Genomic DNA, 19,883 nt, shown 5'->3' with positions numbered 1-19,883 from the left:
GAGTGCCTATAGCAACGTCGCCCGGCAATCGAGCACCAACCGCGCACCGCCTTGTTCGCTGCGGCCCACTTCCAACGTGAATCCATGCAGATTGACGATCGCCGCGACGATCGACAGGCCCAGGCCGAATCCGCCGTGCTGGCTACTGCCTTCGGCGCGGTAGAAGCGGCGGAACACGGCCTTGCGCTCGGCTTCCGGAATGCCGGGGCCGGAGTCGAGCACTTCGATGCGGGTGCTGTCGCCCTGGTCGACGCCACGCAGGATCACCGTACCGCCCGGCGGGGTGAATTTGATGGAGTTGCTCAACAGATTCGACACCGCTTCGAACAGCAACGCCCGGTCACCGTTGAGCAGGGGCAGAGTGTCGGGCACTTCCAGGGTGAACGTCAGTTCACCTTCTTCGGCCAGGGGCAAGTAAAAATCGTGAAGCTCCTGCAATAACTGCAACGGATCGAGGCGTACAAAGCCTGAACGCCGTTGCTGGTCTTCCAGTTCGGAAATGCGCAATAAGCCGCGAAACCGTGCCATCAGGGTGTCGGTCTCGGCGAGCACCTGGTCCATCTGCAAGGCCTCGGGTGAGCCGTCCGGCGCTTGCTGTTGAATGCGATAAAGCTGCGCCCGCAGGCGGGTCAGGGGGGTGCGCAGGTCATGGGCGATGTTGTCGCATACGCCCTTGACCTCATTCATCAAGCGTTCGATGCGCTCGAGCATGGCGTTGACGATGGCCGCCAGCATGTCCAGCTCATCGCGCCGGCTCGACAACGGCAGGCGATGGGTCAGGTCGCCGGCCACGATGGCTTCGGCGCTGGCCTGCAGTTTGCGGATCCGTTGCAGCGGTCGGCGGCGTAGCAGGTGCCAGCCGGCGATGCCTGGCAAAATGGTCAACGACACGCCCCAGAACAATGCGTGCAGGATGATGCGCGTCACGGCGAACAGCGAGCCATTGTCCCGGGCCAGGACCAGCCAGCGGCCGTCCTGGGTCCGGGTTGCCACTGCATCGCAGCTGTCGGAAGGCACGCCGGGATCGTCGGAGTCGACGCAATCGCCGAGCATGTGGATCTTGCCATCCAGCGGCAGGTCGGCAGGGATGCGCTGGATCGGTCCGCTCAGGTGATGCAGTTGCGGATCGAACAGGCCGTAGGCATCGACACCCCGGTCGTCCAGCGTCAGGCTGGCCATGAGGGCGTCTTCCAACTGATCGCCATGAATGCGGGCGAACAAGTGCTGGCGCTGCATCAGGGAGTGCTTGGCCAGGCTGTCGAGGTAGCCGAACACCTCGTAGTACATCACCCCCATCAAAATCGCGCTCCAGATCACGAACAGCGAACTGTACAGCGCCAGCAGGCGGCTGCTGGAGGAGCGCCAGCCCTTAGCGGGGTTCAGCAATGACATAGCCGGAGCCCCGTACCGTGCGAATCAGCGGTTCCAGGCCCGGCGGGTCGATTTTCTTGCGCAGGCGGCCGATGTGGACGTCGATCAGGTTGGTGCCCGGGTCGAAGTGGTAACCCCAGACTTCTTCGAAAATCATCATGCGCGAGAGGATTTGCCCACTGTTGCGCATCAAGAATTCCAGCAACTTGTACTCGGTCGGCAGCAGGCTGAGCAATTGTCCGTTGCGGCTGGCTTCGCGGCTGATCAGGTTCAACTCCAGGTCGGCCACCCGCAGTACGGTTTCCGGCTCGCGGGCGCCGTTGTTGCGGCGCAGCAGGACCTCGACCCGGGCGGCCATCTCATCGGTGGCGAACGGCTTGGTCAGGTAGTCATCACCCCCCGCGCGCAGGCCGCGCACGCGCTCGTCCACGTCGGAGAGGGCGCTGATCATCAGGATCGGCGTGGCCACGCCCATGGTGCGCAGGGTGGTGACGATCACCAGGCCGTCGAGTTCGGGCAGCATCCGGTCGAGGGTGATCAGGTCGTAGTCGCCGCTCACCGCCCGTTCCAGGCCTTCGCGGCCATTGTCGACCCAATCGACGTTCAGGCCGTTGCGGGTCAGCTCGGCGACGATTTCACGGGCGGTTACAGCGTCGTCTTCGATGGTCAGGATGCGGTTCATGGGCGGTACCCTGTTGGGAAATCGGAGCAATTGCGCAGCATTCTGCCAAACAATACCTGTCGGCTTTCTGAAAAAAAGTTCATCGGCCGGTGAGTGGATTTCCTGGCCTGGATCAACACTTGGTCACAAATAATCCCTAACATGAATCTGATATGCACCATCATGCTGCATCTGCTGCCCTGTTCTGGCGCGCTGTCGCTGTCGGGGTTCGATGCACAACGTTGCTGGTGTACCGCAAGGAGCCAAAACCTCACTGAACCTTCAAGGAAGAGCTGCATGATGCAACCTCAAGACCCTCTGCGCCGTAAATTCGATATCCAGCCACTGACCCAGGCCGACATGACGGTGCGCCTGGATGGGCGAACCGTCAATGCCGCCCAGGGCGAAACCGTCCTCACCGTCATCCAGTCCCTGGGGCAACGCCAGGTCGCCCGCAACGACCACGGTCGGATCAGCGGTGCGTACTGCGGCATGGGCGTGTGCCAGTGCTGCCTGGTCAAGATCGACGGTCGTCATAAGCGCCGAGCGTGCCAGACCCTGGTGCGTCCTGGCATGCAGATCGAAACCCGGGCCAACCGCATGACCGACACGGAGGCACCATGAGCCTCGATCCAGTCATTGTTGGCGGTGGGCCGGCGGGCATGTCCGCCGCCATCGAACTGGCCTCCCACGGGGTGCGCTGCACCTTGCTCGAAGAGGCGCCGCGCCTCGGTGGCGTGGTGTATCGCGGGCCACTGCGCGATGGCGTGAGCCTGGACTACCTGGGGCCGCGCTACAGCGAAGCCCTGGACAAGCTCCACGGGGAATACCAGCGCTATGCCGGGTTGATCGACGTGCGCTTGAGCAGTCGCGTCATCGGTGCCGAAGGGTTTCGCTCGTTGATGCTGCTCGACGCCGACGAGCGCCTGGGTGAGATGGCGTATTCCCATCTGGTCCTGGCGGCCGGTTGTCATGAACGCAGCGTGCCGTTTCCGGGCTGGACCCTGCCGGGGGTGATGATGCTCGGCGGCCTGCAATTGCAGATCAAGAGCGGGGTGGTCAAGCCGCCCAGCCCGGTGGTGATCGCCGGCACGGGACCGTTGTTGCCGCTGGTGGCCTGCCAGTTGCACGCTTCGGGCGTGGCGGTGGCGGGTGTCTACGAGGCCTGTGCCTTTGGCAAGATTGCCAAGCAGAGCCTGGCCTTGCTGAACAAGCCGCAACTGTTCCTCGACGGCTTGGGCATGCTGGCCTATCTCAAGCGCCATCGCATTCCCGTGCGCTATGGCTGGGGCGTGGTGCAGGCGGACGGCGAGGATGAACTGAGCACGGTCACCGTCGCACCTTATTCCACCGACTGGGAGCCTGACCTGAAACGCGCCGAACAGGTGCCGGCCCAGACCCTGGCGGTCGGCTACGGTTTCATCCCGCGTACCCAATTGAGCCAGCAGATGGGCCTGGAGCACGGCTTCAGCGAGGACGGCTACCTGCGCGCGGTGTCCGATGCCTGGCAGCAAAGCAGCGAGGCGCACATTCACTTGGCTGGCGATATGGGTGGGATTCGCGGTGGCGAAGCCGCCATGCTGAGCGGGCGCATCGCGGCGCTGTCGATCCTGATGCAGCGCAACGTGCTCGATCCCGTCACCGCCCTGGCGCAGCGCGAGCGCTACCAGGCGCAGCTTGAGCGGATCATTCGTTTTCGCGCCGCCGTGGACCGCTACACTCAGCGTGGCGCCGGGCAAACGGCGTTGCCAGCGGCCGAGACGGTGATCTGCCGTTGCGAACACGCCACCCGCGCCGACATCGATCGGGCCCTGGCGCAGGGCGTGCAAGACATGGCGAGCCTGAAGATGCGCACCCGCGTGAGCATGGGCGATTGCCAGGGACGGATGTGCGTCGGCTATTGCAGCGACCGCTTGCGCGCCGCCACCGGGCGTGCCGATGTCGGTTGGCTGCGACCGCGCTTCCCCATCGAACCGATTCCCTTTTCAGCGTTCCAGCACGTCGGCATGGAGGCCGTTTCCCATGATTAAGCAATATGACGTGGTCATCGCCGGAGGCGGGGTGATTGGCGCTTCCTGTGCCTATCAACTGTCCAAGCGCAAGCATCTGAAAATCGCCCTGGTCGACGCCAAGCGCCCGGGTAATGCCAGCCGTGCCTCGGCCGGCGGCCTGTGGGCCATCGGCGAGTCGGTGGGCCTGGGTTGCGGGGTGATCTTCTTTCGCATGATGTCGGCCAACCGCAAGCGCCAGACCCAGGGTGCCGCCGTGGCTGTGGACGCCAGCACGCCGCACATCCTGCCCCAGTCGTTCTTCGATTTTGCCTTGCAGTCCAACGCGATGTACCCGCAGTTGCACCGCGAGTTGCTGGACAACCATGGCATGGATTGCAAGTTCGAGCGCACCGGGCTCAAGTTCGTGATCTACGACGACGAAGACCGCTTGTACGCCGAACACATCGTGGCCTGTATCCCGCATCTGGCGGACCAGGTGCGCTGGCTCGACCAGGCGGCCCTGCGCGAGGCCGAGCCGAACGTCAGCCATGAAGCCTTGGGCGCGCTGGAGTTTCTCTGCGACCACCAGGTCAGCCCCTTCCGCCTGGCCGACGCCTACACCGAAGGCGCCCGGCAGAACGGCGTCGATGTGTTCTTCAACACCAACGTGACCGAGGTGCTGCGCAGCGGCAAGCGGGTGACCGGTGTGAAGACCGCCGAGGCAGGCACCTTCCTCTGCCGGACCCTGATCAACGCCGCCGGCGCCTGGGCGGCAGACCTGAGCGAGCAGGCCACCGGCGTGCGGATTCCGGTCAAGCCGGTCAAGGGGCAGATCCTGCTGACCGAGCGCATGCCGAAGATCCTCAATGGCTGCCTGACCACCAGCGACTGCTACGTGGCGCAGAAAGACAACGGCGAGATCCTCATCGGCAGTACTACCGAAGACAAGGGCTTCGATGTGACCACCACTTACCCCGAGATCGAAGGGCTGGTGCAGGGCGCGGTGCGTTGCATCCCCCAGTTGGCCGACATCAACCTGAAACGAACCTGGGCCGGTCTACGCCCTGGCTCGCCCGATGAGTTGCCGATCCTCGGGCCGATGGCAGGCGTGGAAGGCTACCTCAACGCCTGCGGTCATTTCCGCACCGGCATCCTGACCTCGGCCATCACCGGGGTGTTGTTGGACAAACTGGTGAACGACGAGCCGTTGCCGCTGGACATCACCCCGTTCCTGGCGGATCGCTTCGAGGTGACGCCCACCCGCTATTCCATCGGCGTACTGACAAACGCCTCCAGCCCTTCGGCATAGGTCGCGAATGCGCTGATCAACGGCAGCGACTTGCCTTGCAACTGTTCCGGCGCCACCAATCGGGTGAAGCTCCAGGCCACGGCCACGGTGATGCCGGCCTGGTCGAGGGGGCCGCTGGTGGCCAGTGGCTGTTTCTCCAGCTCCTGTTCCAGCATGGCGTAGGCCGCTGCCAGTTGGCCTTCTACGCGTTCCGTCCAGGGTGCGTGCTGGACGTGTTCCGGCCGCAGGTTGCGCTCGTAGTACAGCTGCACCGACTTCTCGCAGGCCGCCAATGCCAGCCCGACCAGGCGCAATGACCGCAGACGTTGCGCCAGGTCATTCGGCATCAGGCTCTTGCCTGGCGCGGCCAAGGCCTCCAGGTAGTCGATGATCAACGTAGAGTCCATCAGCACCGTGCCGTCGTCGAGCAGCAGGGTTGGCGCCTTGACCACCGGGTTGATGTCCCGGAACCGTTGGAAATGCCTGAACACCGACACCGGTTCATGCTCCAGGGTAATGCCCAGGCATTTGGCGCTAATAGCGACGCGTCGCACATAGGGTGAGTCCAGCATGCCGATCAGCTTCATGTTGTCTCCTTCAACGATGCGGGCGGGGTGTCAGTCCTCGAACCCCACCTGTTCATGGATTTCGTCCACCTTCATTTCCAACCGGTAAGCCACGGCGATGAATAACGCCTGGCACAGGCACAACGTGGCGCTCAGCGAGCGGAAGGCGAACGAGCTGCCTTCGTTAACCAACAGCACCGCGTTGGCCCGCTTGGCCAACGGCGAGAGGTTGCTGTCGGTGATGATCAGCGTCTTGGCCTGGTGGTGCTGGGCGATGCGCAGGCAGTGCTGGGTTTCCTTGCCGTAGGGCGTGAAGCTGATGGCGATCACCAGATCGTTGGCCCGCACGCTGCGCATCTGCTCGCGATAGCTGCCTCCCAGGCCGGACACCAGATGGATGCGCTTGTTGGTGTGTTGCAGGTTGTATACCAGGTAATCGGCCACCGCGAACGAACGCCGTACGCCCACTACATAGATGTTATCGGCGTTGACCACCAGGTCCACGGCTTTCTCGAATGCCTGGTCGTCCAGTTCCAGGCCCAGGCGCTCGATGCCCGACAAGGTGGCGTTGATGCACTCGCGGGCCAGGTCACCGCCGCTGGCTTTCTGCGACTTGTTGGCGATCATGCTGCGGATGCGCTGCTGGTAGTTCTGCACCGGCGTGGTCTTGTGGGTGTAGGCCTCGCGGAACAATGCCTGCATTTCGCTGAACCCGCTGAACCCGAAGCGTTGGGAAAAGCGCACGATGGCCGATGGGTGCACTTCGCATTCGCGGGCGATGTCGCTGATGCGATCGACCATGATCCGGTCGCGTTGCTGGCTCATGTAACTGGCGATGCGCTTGAGCTGGCGCGGCAGGCTTTCGTATTCGTCGCTAATGAGTTGCAGCAGACGCTCGGCATTGATCGGTGGGCCTGAGAGGGCGGGTTCGGACGTGCTCTCGGATGGCGCCGGCAGATCGGTGCGGGTCATGGAAAATCCTTCTGGCTTTGTTCTTGTGGGCAGGGCGCAGTCTACAACTTAGATGCGGGGAAAATCATGGGCGGACACAATCACTGTCCTGTGCTGAAACGATGCACCGTGCCTGGGGTTCAGCTTGTTGGAAAAAATATTCCAATGTAAAAATTTATAGAATAAATATTGATTATTGGTCTTCGCTCGTTTTAGTCTGCCTGCACCAAGAGCGTTGGTGCCGGTCTCCGGCGGCGACGCAGGCTGATAAAAATAACAGGAGCCAGCATGGGCCAGACTCGTTTTGCCAGTGGGCGTCAATTGGATGTGATCTGCCTGGGACGCCTGGGCGTCGACCTCTATGCGCAGCAAGTTGGCGCACGGCTGGAAGACGTCGCAAGCTTCGCCAAATACCTGGGCGGCTCCTCTGCCAACATCGCCTTCGGCACCGCGCGACTGGGGCTCAAGTCTGCGATGTTGAGCCGGGTAGGCGGCGATCACATGGGACGCTTTTTGGTGGAGTCCCTGGCGCGCGAAGGCTGCGATGTCAGCGCCATCAAGGTCGACCCCGAGCGCCTGACGGCCTTGGTCCTGCTGGGTATCAAGGACCGCGAAACCTTTCCCTTGGTGTTCTACCGGGAAAATTGCGCCGACATGGCGCTGCGCGCCGAAGACATCGACGAAACGTTCATTGCTTCGAGCAAGGCCTTGCTGGTGACCGGTACCCATTTCTCCACCGAAGGCGTCTACCAGGCCAGTCTCCAGGCGCTGGAGCATGCCCGCGAGCATGGGGTCAAGTGCGTTCTCGACATCGATTATCGACCGGTGCTCTGGGGCCTGGCGGGCAAGGCCGACGGCGAAACCCGTTTCGTCGCCAGCCAGAACGTCAGCCAGCATGTGCAGGCGATCCTGCCGCGCTTTGACCTGATCGTCGGCACTGAAGAGGAGTTCCTCATCGCTGGCGGCAGCGAGGACTTGTTGAACGCTCTGCGCAAGGTGCGCTCGCTGACGGCGGCCACGCTGGTGGTCAAGCTGGGTCCACAGGGCTGCACGGTGATCCACGGCGCCATCCCGAACCGGCTCGAGGACGGTGCGATCTTCCCCGGCGTCCAGGTCGAAGTCCTCAATGTGCTAGGGGCCGGCGATGCGTTCATGTCCGGTTTTCTCGCCGGTTGGTTGGAGGAGGCCAGCGACGAGCATTGCTGCCGGCTGGCCAACGCCTGCGGCGCCCTGGTGGTCTCGCGCCACGCCTGCGCCCCGGCGATGCCGACCCGGGCCGAACTCGACTATCTGTTCAATAGTCCGGCGCCGATCACCCGCCCGGACCAGGACATCGCGCTGCAACGCCTGCATCAGGTGAGCGTGCCGCGCAAGGCTTGGAAGCAACTGTTCGTTTTCGCCTTCGATCACCGGCGGCAGCTGGTGGAACTGGCCCACAAGGCCGGGCGCGACCTCAATAGCATTGCGGCGCTCAAGCAACTGTTCGTGCGGGCGGTGGAGCGGGTCGAGGCTGACCTGCGTCGCCAGGGCATCGAGGCCGACGTTGGCCTGCTGGCTGACCAGCGTTTCGGCCAGGACTCGCTGAACGCCGCCACGGGGCGCGGTTGGTGGGTGGCGCGACCGGTGGAGGTGCAGAACTCACGGCCGTTGGTCTTCGAACATGGCCGCTCCATTGGCAGCCACCTGATTGCCTGGCCTCAAGAACAGATCATCAAGTGCCTGGTGCAATTTCACCCGGATGACGAACCGCTGCTGCGCCTGGAACAGGAAGCGCAGCTGATGGCGTTGTACAAGGCTTCGCAAATCAGCGGCCATGAGTTGCTGCTGGAGGTCATTCCACCGAAGGATCATCCGTCGCCGCACCCGGACGTGTTGTACCGCGCCCTCAAGCGCCTCTACAACCTGGGCATTTTCCCGGCGTGGTGGAAGATCGAGGCCCAGACCGCGGAGCAGTGGCGGCAACTGGATGAGCTGATCCAGCAGCGCGACCCGTATTGCCGTGGCGTGGTGTTGCTGGGGCTCAATGCGCCGCCGGCCGCGCTGGCCGAAGGTTTCCGCCAGGCCAGCCAGAGCACCACCTGCCGCGGGTTCGCCGTGGGCCGTACGATCCTCCAGGAACCGAGCCGGGCCTGGCTGGCGGGGGAAATCGATGATGAAGGGTTGATCCGGCAGGTGCAGGGGACGTTTGTGGAATTGATCGAGGCGTGGCGTGCTGCCCGAGCGTGATGGGTCTTGCGCTGGCTGCTCTTGTGGCGAGGGGATAAATCCCCTCGCCACAGATATGTATTCACAACATGGTTTTGTTATTCAGTTTGAAAAACAATAAAAAGGTACCGCCATGCCCGCTATTCGAATTGGCATCAACCCGATTTCCTGGAGCAACGATGACCTGCCTTCCCTGGGCGGCGAGACGCCGCTGAGCACGGCGCTGAGCGAAGGCAAGGCCATCGGCTACGAAGGCTTTGAACTCAACGGCAAGTTTCCCAAGGACGCCAAGGGCGTCGGCGATGTGTTGCGCCCGTACGGCCTGGCGCTGGTCTCGGGCTGGTATTCCAGTCGCCTGGCCCGGCGGTCGGCGGCCGAGGAAATCGACGCCATCGCCAGCCACGTCGAGTTGTTGGCGCAGAACGGCGCGAACGTGCTGGTGTACGGCGAAGTGGCTGATTCCATCCAGGGCCAGCGTATTGCGCTGGCCGAACGCCCGCGTTTCCATACCGACGAAGCCTGGCAAACCTATGCCGAAAAGCTCACCGAGCTGGCGCGCTTCACCTTGTCCCACGGCGTGCGTCTGGCCTATCACCATCACATGGGCGCCTACGTCGAATCCCCCACGGACATCGACAAGCTGATGGCCCTGACCGGCAGCGAGGTCGGCCTGCTGTTCGACTCGGGCCACTGCTACATGGGCGGCGGCGAACCGCTGCACGTGCTGCGCAAGCACATCGAGCGGGTTTGTCATGTGCACTTCAAGGACGTACGCAAACCGGTGGTGCAACTGGCGCGCAACAACCTCTGGAGTTTTCCCGATTGCATCATCAACGGCACCTTCACCGTGCCGGGGGATGGCGACATCGACTTCGCCGCGTTGCTGGATGTGCTGCTGGCCGCCGACTATAAAGGCTGGCTGGTGGTCGAGGCCGAGCAGGACCCGGCTGTCGCGCCGAGTCATGCCTACGCCAAGAAAGGCTACGACACCCTGCATGCCTTGCTGCAGGCAAGGGGGCGGGCATGAGCCTGTTGATCAAAAGCCAGCCCGGCGGGCGGAACATCGTCCAACTGCCCCCGGGTGAACTGGAATACGTCGGGTTCGCCGCCTACCGCCTGAGCCTGGGTGAGACCCTGCCGGTGGCCGCTGCCGACAAGGAGCTGTGCCTGGTGCTGCTCAGTGGCCGCCTCAGCCTCAAGGGCGAGGCGCCGGGGCAGGGGGCCTTCGACTGGGACAACCTCGGTGATCGCCTGTCGGTCTTTGAAGACAAGTCGCCCTACGCCGCCTACCTGCCGCCTGGCAGCCAGGCCCTGGTGACCGCGCTGAGCGATGCACAGGTCGCGGTGTGCGCTGCGCCGGGTTCGGCTCGAAACGAATACGGTCCACGGCTGATCCACCCGCAAAGCATGAAGCGCAGCGTGCGTGGCAAGGGCGCCAACACCCGCTATATCTGCGACATCCTGCCGGACAGCGAGCCGGCCCATTCGCTGCTGGTGGTGGAAGTGCGCACGCCGTCGGGGCACTCGTCGAGCTACCCACCGCACAAGCACGACACCGACGACCTGCCGCACCAGAGCTTCCTGGAGGAAACCTACTACCACCAGGTCAACCCGTCCCAGGGTTTTGTGTTCCAGCGGGTCTACACCGACGACCGCAGCCTCGACCAGGCCATGGCCGTGGAGAACAGTGACCTGGTGGTGGTGCCCAAGGGCTACCACCCGGTCAGCGTGCCGTACGGGTATGAGTCGTACTACCTGAACGTCATGGCGGGCCCGAAGCGGGTCTGGCAGTTCCATAACGATCCGCAGCACAGTTGGTTGCTGGATCTCTAACCCGTTTTTGATGAATGCCGGAGGGAAAACAACAATGAACAAACCCCTGCGTTTTGCCTTGAATCGCATGGTTGCCCCGCACCTGCCACTGCCCGACTTCATCGACTTGGCGTTGGCGTTGAAGACCGACGCCATCGAGATCCGCAACGACCTGAAGGGTGTCGAGATCGAGAACGGCATGCCTCCGGCCCAGGTGCGCCAGTTGTGCGAGGCGCGTGGCATCAGGGTACTGTCGATCAACGCGCTGTACCCCTTCGACGTTTGGAACGAAGAACGCCGTGTCCAGGCCGTGCGTTTGGCTGACTACGCCCGCGAGTGCGGCGCCGGGGGATTGGTGATGTGCCCGCTCAACGACCGCGCCGACCCGCGCAGCGAAGCTGAACGTGCCGCCGGGCTGCGCGTGGCGCTCAGTGAACTGGCGCCGATCCTGCGGGCCTTCGGCATCTACGGTTTCATCGAGCCCCTGGGTTTCGAGGAGTGCTCGTTGCGGCGCAAGCGCACGGCGTTGGAAGCGATCGAGGCGACTGACGGGCTGGATGTGTTTCGCCTGGTGCATGACACCTTTCACCATCACTTGGCGGGCGAACAGGAATGCTTCCCCGAGTTGACCGCTCTGGTGCATATCTCCGGGGTCGAGGATGCCCAGGCCCCGCTGACGACGATCCGTGACGGCCACCGTGTGCTGGTGGGCGAAGCCGACATCCTCGGTAACGCTGCGCAGATCGAAGGGTTGCGGGCTGGAGGGTATGAGGGGTACCTGTCCTTCGAACCGTTTGCCGAAAGCGTCCATGAGTTGGCCGACATTCGCCAGGCGTTGGGGGCGAGCATGAGCCATTTGCAAAACCCTCAGGGCTGACACCGCTATCAACAGGATGAACACCCCTGTGGGAGCGAGGCGGCCACGGGATCTGCATTCCAGACAAGGTGCAAGCATGACCACAACACGACTGACCATGGCCCAGGCCCTGGTGAAATTCCTCGATAACCAATACGTCGAGGTCGATGGCGTCCAGAGCAAATTCGTCGCCGGGGTCTTTACCATTTTCGGCCACGGCAACGTCCTTGGCCTGGGCCAGGCGCTGGAGCAGGACCGCGGCGACCTGGTGGTCCACCAAGGCCGCAACGAGCAAGGCATGGCCCATGCCGCCATCGGTTTCGCCAAGCAGCACCTGCGCCGCCGGATCTATGCGTGCACTTCATCGGTCGGCCCCGGCGCGGCGAACATGCTGACCGCTGCCGCCACCGCGACGGCCAATCGGATCCCGCTGCTGCTGTTGCCCGGCGATGTCTACGCCAGTCGCCAGCCGGACCCGGTGCTGCAACAGATCGAGCAGTTCCACGACCTGAGCATCAGCACCAACGATGCGTTCAAGGCCGTGAGCAAATACTGGGACCGCATCAACCGCCCCGAGCAATTGATGACGGCCGCGATCCAGGCCATGCGCGTGCTCACCGACCCGGCCGAAACCGGCGCGGTGACCCTGGCACTGCCCCAGGACGTGCAGGCCGAAGCCTACGATTACCCCGATTATTTCCTGCAAAAGCGTGTGCACCGCATCGACCGTCGCCCGGCCACCGCAGCGATGCTCGGCGATGCGCTGGCGCTGCTCAAGAGCAAGCGTAAACCATTGATCATTTGCGGCGGCGGGGTGAGGTATTCCGCTGCCAATGCGGCGTTGCAGGCGTTTGCCGAGCGCTTCGACATTCCCTTTGCCGAAACCCAGGCCGGCAAGAGCGCGGTGGTGTCCAGCCATCCCCTGAACGTGGGTGGTGTCGGCGAAACCGGCTGCCTGGCGGCGAACCTGCTGGCCAAGGAGGCCGACCTGATCATTGGCATCGGTACCCGCTACAGCGACTTCACCACCGGGTCGAAATGGCTGTTCCAACATCCGGACGTGCAGTTCCTCAATCTCAACGTCAGCCCGTGCGATGCCTTGAAGCTCGATGGCGTGCAACTGCTGGCCGACGCCCGTGCGGGTCTGGAAGCGTTGTCGGCGGCGATGGGGGATTACCGTGCCGAGTGGGGCGGGCAGATCGCCGAGGCCAAGGCCCGGTTGGAGGCCGAGGTGGACCGGGTCTATCAGGCCGACTATCTGGCCCCGGATTTCGTCCCGGAAATCAACGACCACATGGACCCGGCGGTGTTTCGCGAGTTCGTCGAGCTCACCGGTTCCTGCCTGACCCAGAGTCGCGTGCTGGGCACCCTCAACGAAACCCTGGCCGATGAAGCGATTATCGTTGCCGCGGCCGGCAGCCTGCCCGGCGACTTGCAGCGCAGTTGGCGCAGTAAGGGCGTGAACACCTATCACCTCGAGTACGGTTATTCGTGCATGGGTTACGAGGTGAACGCGGCGCTGGGGGTGAAACTCGCCGAGCCCGATAAAGAGGTGTACGCGCTGGTGGGGGATGGCTCCTACATGATGCTGCACTCGGAACTGGCAACCTCGATCCAGGAACGCCGCAAGATCAATGTGGTGCTGCTGGACAACATGGCGTTCGGTTGCATCAACAACCTGCAAATGGGCAACGGCATGGACAGCTTCGGCACCGAGTTCCGTTTCCGCAACCCGGACACCGGCCAGCTCGATGGCGGTTTCGTGCCGGTGGACTTCGCCATGAGTGCGGCGGCCTACGGTTGCAAGACCTACAAAGTGCGGACCCTCGACGAGCTGCGCGCGGCGCTGGCGGATGCACGCGTGCAAACGGTTTCGACGCTGATCGACATCAAGGTCCTGCCCAAGACCATGATCCACGGCTACCTGTCGTGGTGGCGGGTCGGCGTAGCGCAAGTCTCCACCAGCGCCCGGACCAACGCCGTCGCCAAGGCCCTCAATGAACGACTGGCCCAGGCCCGTCAGTATTGATCACAACAAGGAGTTCTACATGTCTTTGAAGCTGGGCGTCATCGGCACCGGGGCCATCGGCCAGGACCATATCCGTCGTTGCAGCCAGACCTTGCTCAACAGCCAGGTGGTGGCGGTGACCGACATCAACCTGTCCCAGGCGGCGAAGGTGGTGGCCGACCTGAAACTGACCGCCGAGGTCTATCCCGACGGCCATGCCTTGATCACGGCGCCGGAGGTGGAGGCGATTCTCGTGACTTCCTGGGGGCCGAGCCATGAGGCGTTCGTGCTGGCGGCAATTGCCGCGGGCAAACCGGTGTTCTGTGAAAAGCCCCTGGCCGTCACCGCCCAAGGCTGCCGCAACATCGTCGACGCCGAAGTGGTCCACGGCAAGCGCCTGGTGCAGGTCGGCTTCATGCGCCCGTACGACGAAGGCTATCGGGCGCTCAAGGCGGTGATCGACAGCGGCCAGATCGGCGAGCCGCTGATGCTGCATTGCGCCCACCGCAACCCGCGTGTGGGGGAAAACTACAAGACCGATATGGCGATCACCGACACCTTGATCCATGAATTGGACGTGTTGCGCTGGCTGCTGGCCGATGATTACGTGTCGGTGCAGGTGGTGTTCCCGCGCAAGACCAGCAAGGCCCTGGCGCACCTGCGCGATCCGCAGATCGTCCTGTTGGAAACCGCTCGAGGCACGCGCATCGACGTGGAGGTGTTCGTCAACTGCCAGTACGGCTACGACATCCAGTGCGAAGTGGTGGGGGAGACGGGTATCGCCAAGCTGCCAGAACCGTCCCAGGTGCAACTGCGCAGCGGCGCCAAACTGTCCAATGCGATCCTGATGGACTGGAAGGACCGCTTCATCGCCGCCTACGACGTCGAGTTGCAGGCCTTCATCGATGGCGTGCGCGCCGGGCAAGTGGGCGGGCCTTCGGCCTGGGACGGCTACGCCGCGGCGGTGGCGGCGGATGCTTGCATCCAGGCGCAGCGGAGCGGCGGGATCGTCAAGGTCGAACTGCCTGAGCGCCCGGGTTTCTATAGTTGACCCCATCCCACAGGTTCAATAAGGAGTCTTCATGCGAATCGGTCTAGTCGGCTACGGCAAGGGCGGGCGATTTTTTCATGCGCCGCTGATCAGCAGCCTGCCCGGGGCGACGTTCGTCGGGGTGGTGACCCGGTCCGCCGAGCGGCGCCGGCAACTGGCGAGTGATCATCCGCACGTCGAGGCCTTCGATACGCTCGAACAATTGGTCGCGGCCGGCGTCGATGCGGTGGTGGTTTCCACGCCGTTGGACAGTCGCCCGGCCATTGTGATGCAAGCGATCGAGCTTGGCGTGGCGGTGGTCAGCGACAAGCCGTTCGCCCATGACGCCGAACAGGCCGAGGCCATGGTCCTCGCGGCCGAGCGCCGCCAGGTGCCGTTGAGCGTGTATCAGAACCGCCGCTGGGACTCGGATTTCCTCACCGTGCGCAAACTGCTGGACTCCGGTGCCCTGGGGCAGGTCCTGCGTTTTGAGTCCAGCGTCGAGCGCTATTCGCCGACCTCGGTCGGCAAGGGTAACGGTGGCGGTTTCCTGCGGGACCTGGGCAGCCATCTGGTGGACCAGGCGCTGCAACTGTTCGGGCCGGTGGTCCGGGTCTACGCCGAGCTGGAGTACCGCCAGCCAGGCCAGGTGTTCGACAACGGTTTCTTCATGGCCTTGAGCCATGCTGGCGGCGTGGTCTCGCACCTGAGTGGCAACTGTTTACAAAACGCCGCGCGTCCACGCTTCAGAGTAAACGGCACCGAGGGTTGTTACACCGTCGAAGGCCTCGATGGGCAGGAGGCCCAGGCGCTCGCCGGGTTGAGCCCGGCAACCGAGGGCGAACGCTGGGGAACCGAAGAACATCGACGTTGGGGCTGGTTCGAGCACGGCACCGAACGGGAACGGGTGGCCTCGGAACGAGGATGCTGGATAACGTTCTATCAGCACTTGCGGAACGCATTGCAGAGCGCTGGTCCATTGCCGGTGGCGTCCCGCGATGCCCTGGCGACCACGCGTATTCTGGACGCCGCTCGCCAAAGCGCCGAACGGGGTGAAGTCGTTGTTCTGCCTGCGCCAGTAGGCCATGAATGAAAAGCTATTTAAATTCTAAAATTTGTTGATATGGAAAATATTTTCCAATAAAGTCGATTCCAGGTGACCGACAACCCTGTCCGTTCCTGACGGACGAAACAACAACAAGAAACACAGCCAGGTACCGTCGATGAAAACCTTCAACCGTTTTGCGTTTCATCTGCCTCACCTCCAGTACTTGTCCGCAGTCCTTCCCTTGTCCCGATCCCTGTGCCTGCAACGCCAGGTCGCCGAGCGGTGTCGCATGCCTGGTGCGCCCATCGCGCGGCTGCTTCGTTCCTAAGATTCGCTACGCCTTATCCATAAGACCAACAAAAAAGTGGAGAAAGACCGTTCATGAAGACCAAGACCCGTATCGCCTCGCTGGCCCTGTCGCTGATGCTCACCAGCGGCGCTGCCCTGGCGGACCTGAAGATCGGCGTCAGCATGTCGCAGTTCGACGACACCTGGCTGACCTACCTGCGTGAATCCATGGACAAGAAAGCCAAGTCCCTGCCGGACGGCGTCACCTTGCAGTTCGAGGACGCTCGCAGCGATGTGGTCAAGCAACTGAGCCAGGTTGAAAGCTTCGTCAGCCAGAAGGTCGACGCGATTATCGTCAACCCGGTGGACACCGCCGCGACCCAGCGCATCACCCAGTCCGCCGTGGCCGCCGGGATCCCGCTGGTCTACGTCAACCGTCGTCCCGATGACCTGAAGCTGCCCGCCGGCGTGGTGACCGTCGCCTCAGATGACCTGGAGGCCGGGCGGATGCAGATGCAGTACCTGGCCGAGAAAATGGCTGGCAAGGGTGACATCGTGATCCTGCTGGGTGACCTGGCCAACAACTCCACCACCAACCGCACCAAGGGCGTCAAGGAAGTGCTCGCCAAGTACCCGAACATCAAGATCGAGCAGGAACAGACCGGCACCTGGTTGCGGGACAAGGGCATGACCCTGGTGAACGACTGGCTGACCCAGGGTCGCGAGTTCAATGCCGTGGTAGCCAACAATGACGAGATGGCCATCGGTGCCGCCATGGCCCTCAAAGGCGCCGGCAAAGAGAAGGGCAGTGTGTTGATTGCCGGTGTCGACGGCACGCCGGATGGTTTGAACGCGGTGAAGAAGGGCGAGATGGCGGTGTCGGTGTTCCAGGATGCCAAGGGCCAGGCCGATGGCTCGATCGACACGGCGGTGAAAATGGTCAAGAAGCAGCCGGTCGAACAAGCGGTGTGGGTGCCGTATCGTCTGATCACGCCGGAAAACGTCGATCAGTTCAAGTGACGTCCTACCCCTAACAATAAAGAGGCAAGGGCGCAGCGCGACCTTGCCGAGGGAGTACCTGACCATGTTCGCTTCAGCGACTGCTTCGAGCGCCCCGGCGGCGATGACGTTCCGACCGGACGTAATACCTGACGAACCGTACCTGCTGGAAGTCGTCAATGTCAGCAAGGGCTTTCCTGGTGTGGTGGCCCTGTCCGATGTGCAACTGCGGGTTCGCCCCGGCTCCGTGCTGGCCTTGATGGGCGAGAACGGCGCGGGCAAATCCACCCTGATGAAAATCATTGCCGGCATTCATCAGCCCGACGCCGGCGAGTTGCGCCTGCGGGGCCGGCCGGTGACGTTCGACACCCCGCTGGCGGCCTTGCAGGCCGGTATCGCGATGATCCATCAGGAACTGAACCTGATGCCCCACATGAGCATCGCCGAGAACATCTGGATCGGTCGCGAACAGCTCAACGGCCTGCACATGATCGATCATCGGGAAATGCACCGTTGCACCGCCAGGCTGCTGGAGCGCCTGCGGATCGACCTCGACCCCGAAGAGCAGGTGGGCAACCTGAGCATCGCCGAGCGGCAGATGGTGGAAATCGCCAAGGCCGTTTCGTATGACTCCGACATCCTGATCATGGACGAGCCGACCTCGGCCATCACCGAGACGGAAGTCGCCCATCTATTCTCGATCATCGCCGACCTCAAGGCCCAGGGTAAGGGCATCATCTACATCACCCATAAAATGAATGAAGTGTTCGCCATCGCCGATGAAGTGGCGGTGTTTCGCGACGGCGCCTACATCGGCCTGCAACGGGCCGACAGCCTGGACGGTGACGGCTTGATCTCGATGATGGTCGGGCGCCAGTTGAGCCAGTTGTTCCCGGAACGGGAAAAACCCATCGGCCCCTTGATGCTGTCGGTGCGCGACCTGAGCCTGGAAGGTGTGTTCAAGGGAGTGTCCTTCGACTTGCATGCCGGGGAGATTCTGGGCATCGCCGGGTTGATGGGTTCGGGCCGCACCAACGTGGCCGAAGCGATCTTTGGCGTCACCCCCTGCACCGGTGGCGAGATCCTGCTGGACGGTCAACCGGTGCGCATCAGTGACCCGCACATGGCGATCGAAAAGGGCTTTGCCCTGTTGACCGAAGACCGCAAGCTCAGCGGGCTGTTCCCGTGCCTGTCGGTGCTGGAAAACATGGAGATGGCCGTGCTGCCCCATTACGTCGGCAACGGCTTCATCCAACAGAAAGCCTTGCGCGCCTTGTGTGAAGACATGTGCAAGAAGCTGCGGGTCAAGACCCCGTCCCTGGAACAGTGCATCGACACCTTGTCCGGCGGCAACCAGCAAAAAGCCCTGCTGGCGCGCTGGCTGATGACCAACCCGCGGATCCTGATCCTCGACGAACCCACCCGCGGCATTGATGTCGGCGCCAAGGCCGAGATTTATCGGCTGATTGCCTACCTCGCCAGCGAAGGCATGGCGGTGATCATGATTTCCTCGGAACTGCCGGAGGTGTTGGGTATGAGCGACCGGGTCATGGTCATGCACGAGGGCGAGCTGATGGGCACCCTCGACCGCAGCGAAGCGACCCAGGAACGCGTGATGCAACTGGCTTCGGGCCTGGCCTGATGCCAGTCGCCACAGATAAAAAAGGTAAGTGGCTATGAACGCAATACTGGAAAACAAACCCGCGGCGGCACCGGCCCGGACGCGCCGACGGTGGCCGACGGAACTGAGCATCTTCCTGGTGTTGATTGGCATCGGCCTGGTGTTCGAGCTGTTCGGCTGGATCATGCGCGACCAGAGTTTCCTGATGAATTCCCAGCGCCTGGTGTTGATGATCCTGCAGGTGTCGATCATCGGCCTGCTGGCCATCGGCGTGACCCAGGTGATCATCACCACCGGCATCGACCTGTCGTCCGGCTCGGTGCTGGCGTTGTCGGCCATGATCGCGGCCAGCCTGGCCCAGACCTCGGATTTCGCCCGGGCGGTGTTCCCCTCGCTGACCGACCTGCCGGTGTGGATGCCGGTGGCGGCGGGGCTCGGCGTCGGGCTGCTGGCCGGGGCGATCAACGGCAGCATCATCGCCGTCACGGGCATTCCGCCCTTCATTGCGACCCTCGGCATGATGGTCTCGGCCCGTGGCCTGGCGCGCTACTACACCGAAGGCCAACCGGTGAGCATGTTGTCGGATTCCTACACCGCCATTGGCCATGGTGCGATGCCAGTGATCATCTTCCTGGTGGTGGCGGTGATCTTCCACATTGCCTTGCGCTACACCAAGTATGGCAAGTACACCTACGCCATCGGCGGCAACATGCAGGCGGCGCGCACCTCGGGGATCAACGTCAAGCGGCATCTGGTGATCGTCTACAGCATCGCCGGGTTGCTGTCGGGGCTTGCCGGGGTGGTGGCCTCGGCGCGGGCGGCGACCGGTCAGGCGGGCATGGGCATGTCTTATGAACTGGACGCCATCGCGGCGGCGGTGATTGGCGGTACCAGCCTGGCGGGTGGGGTGGGGCGCATCACCGGGACAGTGATCGGCGCGCTGATCCTCGGGGTGATGGCCAGCGGGTTTACTTTTGTCGGTGTCGATGCCTACATCCAGGACATCATCAAGGGCCTGATCATTGTGGTGGCGGTGGTGATCGACCAGTACCGCAACAAACGCAAGCTCAAGCGTTAAACAGCCCTGGGTTGCGACAAAGCGCCACGCCTAATGGGCGTGGCGTTGCCATTTGTCTTCTTGATACAGCCATTGCGGCGAATTTCTTGTTATAAACGCACTCCGATGAC

Annotated in this window: 17 protein-coding genes; 13 read left to right on the top strand and 4 right to left on the bottom strand. The window is 63.0% G+C overall.

Annotated elements, in window-relative coordinates:
• Nucleotides 1–6: 6 nt before the first annotated feature.
• Together N4Q37_RS01395 and N4Q37_RS01390 are read right to left on the bottom strand one after the other, a co-directional pair.
• A complete protein-coding gene (locus N4Q37_RS01395) occupies nucleotides 7–1,392 on the bottom strand; it encodes a sensor histidine kinase (protein WP_260954668.1) in 1,386 nt (461 codons plus the stop codon).
• Nucleotides 1,370–2,053: a response regulator transcription factor gene (locus tag N4Q37_RS01390; protein WP_260954667.1), complete on the bottom strand. Its 684-nt coding sequence runs from the start codon at nucleotides 2,051–2,053 to the stop codon at nucleotides 1,370–1,372. The genes N4Q37_RS01395 and N4Q37_RS01390 overlap by 23 nt, the downstream gene beginning before the upstream one ends.
• Before the next feature lie 279 nt (nucleotides 2,054–2,332).
• Here N4Q37_RS01390 and hcnA point away from each other — a divergent pair, with 279 nt between their 5' ends.
• Genes hcnA through hcnC form a run of 3 tightly spaced genes read left to right on the top strand, consistent with a single transcriptional unit; the run spans nucleotide 2,333 to nucleotide 5,332 of the window.
• Nucleotides 2,333–2,656, top strand: coding sequence for a cyanide-forming glycine dehydrogenase subunit HcnA (gene hcnA / locus N4Q37_RS01385; protein ID WP_260954936.1), 324 nt, complete (start codon nucleotides 2,333–2,335; stop codon nucleotides 2,654–2,656).
• Nucleotides 2,653–4,062: a cyanide-forming glycine dehydrogenase subunit HcnB gene (gene hcnB / locus N4Q37_RS01380; RefSeq protein WP_260954665.1), complete on the top strand. Its 1,410-nt coding sequence runs from the start codon at nucleotides 2,653–2,655 to the stop codon at nucleotides 4,060–4,062. Before hcnA ends, hcnB begins: the two co-directional genes overlap by 4 nt.
• Nucleotides 4,055–5,332: a cyanide-forming glycine dehydrogenase subunit HcnC gene (gene hcnC, locus N4Q37_RS01375; protein ID WP_260954663.1), complete on the top strand. Its 1,278-nt coding sequence runs from the start codon at nucleotides 4,055–4,057 to the stop codon at nucleotides 5,330–5,332. The genes hcnB and hcnC overlap by 8 nt, the downstream gene beginning before the upstream one ends.
• Here hcnC and N4Q37_RS01370 read toward each other — a convergent pair.
• Both N4Q37_RS01370 and N4Q37_RS01365 read right to left on the bottom strand, forming a co-directional pair.
• Nucleotides 5,287–5,898: a glutathione S-transferase family protein gene (locus N4Q37_RS01370; RefSeq protein ID WP_260954662.1), complete on the bottom strand. Its 612-nt coding sequence runs from the start codon at nucleotides 5,896–5,898 to the stop codon at nucleotides 5,287–5,289. The two genes, hcnC and N4Q37_RS01370, sit on opposite strands and share 46 nt — an antisense overlap.
• A 30-nt stretch (nucleotides 5,899–5,928) precedes the next feature.
• Nucleotides 5,929–6,849, bottom strand: a complete 921-nt coding sequence (locus N4Q37_RS01365) for a MurR/RpiR family transcriptional regulator (protein WP_260954660.1) — start codon at nucleotides 6,847–6,849, stop codon at nucleotides 5,929–5,931.
• 267 nt (nucleotides 6,850–7,116) lie between these two features.
• On the opposite strand from N4Q37_RS01365, the gene N4Q37_RS01360 reads away from it, so the two are divergent.
• From N4Q37_RS01360 to N4Q37_RS01315, 10 genes are all read left to right on the top strand, one after another.
• Nucleotides 7,117–9,054 carry a bifunctional 5-dehydro-2-deoxygluconokinase/5-dehydro-2-deoxyphosphogluconate aldolase gene (locus N4Q37_RS01360; protein ID WP_260954659.1) on the top strand — a complete coding sequence of 646 codons (1,938 nt, stop codon included), beginning with the start codon at nucleotides 7,117–7,119 and terminating at the stop codon, nucleotides 9,052–9,054.
• A 112-nt stretch (nucleotides 9,055–9,166) separates the two neighbouring features.
• On the top strand, nucleotides 9,167–10,060 hold the full coding sequence (iolE, locus tag N4Q37_RS01355) for a myo-inosose-2 dehydratase (protein WP_260954658.1): 894 nt from the start codon (nucleotides 9,167–9,169) through the stop codon (nucleotides 10,058–10,060).
• Nucleotides 10,057–10,866: a 5-deoxy-glucuronate isomerase gene (gene iolB / locus N4Q37_RS01350; RefSeq protein ID WP_260954657.1), complete on the top strand. Its 810-nt coding sequence runs from the start codon at nucleotides 10,057–10,059 to the stop codon at nucleotides 10,864–10,866. Before iolE ends, iolB begins: the two co-directional genes overlap by 4 nt.
• A gap of 34 nt (nucleotides 10,867–10,900) precedes the next feature.
• The gene (locus N4Q37_RS01345; protein ID WP_260954656.1) at nucleotides 10,901–11,722 is read left to right on the top strand and encodes a TIM barrel protein; all 822 of its coding nucleotides are present in this window, start codon (nucleotides 10,901–10,903) and stop codon (nucleotides 11,720–11,722) included.
• Between the two features lie 76 nt (nucleotides 11,723–11,798).
• Nucleotides 11,799–13,730, top strand: coding sequence for a 3D-(3,5/4)-trihydroxycyclohexane-1,2-dione acylhydrolase (decyclizing) (gene iolD / locus N4Q37_RS01340; protein WP_260954655.1), 1,932 nt, complete (start codon nucleotides 11,799–11,801; stop codon nucleotides 13,728–13,730).
• A 19-nt stretch (nucleotides 13,731–13,749) separates the two neighbouring features.
• Nucleotides 13,750–14,760 carry a Gfo/Idh/MocA family protein gene (locus tag N4Q37_RS01335; protein ID WP_260954654.1) on the top strand — a complete coding sequence of 337 codons (1,011 nt, stop codon included), beginning with the start codon at nucleotides 13,750–13,752 and terminating at the stop codon, nucleotides 14,758–14,760.
• 31 nt (nucleotides 14,761–14,791) lie between these two features.
• Nucleotides 14,792–15,832, top strand: a complete 1,041-nt coding sequence (locus N4Q37_RS01330; RefSeq protein ID WP_260954653.1) for a Gfo/Idh/MocA family protein — start codon at nucleotides 14,792–14,794, stop codon at nucleotides 15,830–15,832.
• Between the two features lie 336 nt (nucleotides 15,833–16,168).
• Nucleotides 16,169–17,095, top strand: coding sequence for a sugar ABC transporter substrate-binding protein (locus N4Q37_RS01325; RefSeq protein ID WP_260954652.1), 927 nt, complete (start codon nucleotides 16,169–16,171; stop codon nucleotides 17,093–17,095).
• 64 nt (nucleotides 17,096–17,159) lie between these two features.
• Nucleotides 17,160–18,716 (top strand): sugar ABC transporter ATP-binding protein, encoded by a 1,557-nt coding sequence (locus N4Q37_RS01320; RefSeq protein ID WP_260954650.1) that lies wholly within the window; start codon nucleotides 17,160–17,162, stop codon nucleotides 18,714–18,716.
• 34 nt (nucleotides 18,717–18,750) lie between these two features.
• Entirely contained in the window at nucleotides 18,751–19,773 is a 1,023-nt protein-coding gene (locus N4Q37_RS01315) for an ABC transporter permease (RefSeq protein WP_260954649.1), read from the top strand.
• Nucleotides 19,774–19,883: the final 110 nt, after the last annotated feature.

Origin of the sequence: Pseudomonas citri, assembly GCF_025336485.1 — a bacterium.
GTDB classification, from domain to species: Bacteria; Pseudomonadota; Gammaproteobacteria; order Pseudomonadales; family Pseudomonadaceae; genus Aquipseudomonas; species Aquipseudomonas citri.
The sequence above is the reverse complement of the archived record's forward strand: the minus strand, read 5'-3'. Positions and strand labels throughout refer to the sequence as shown.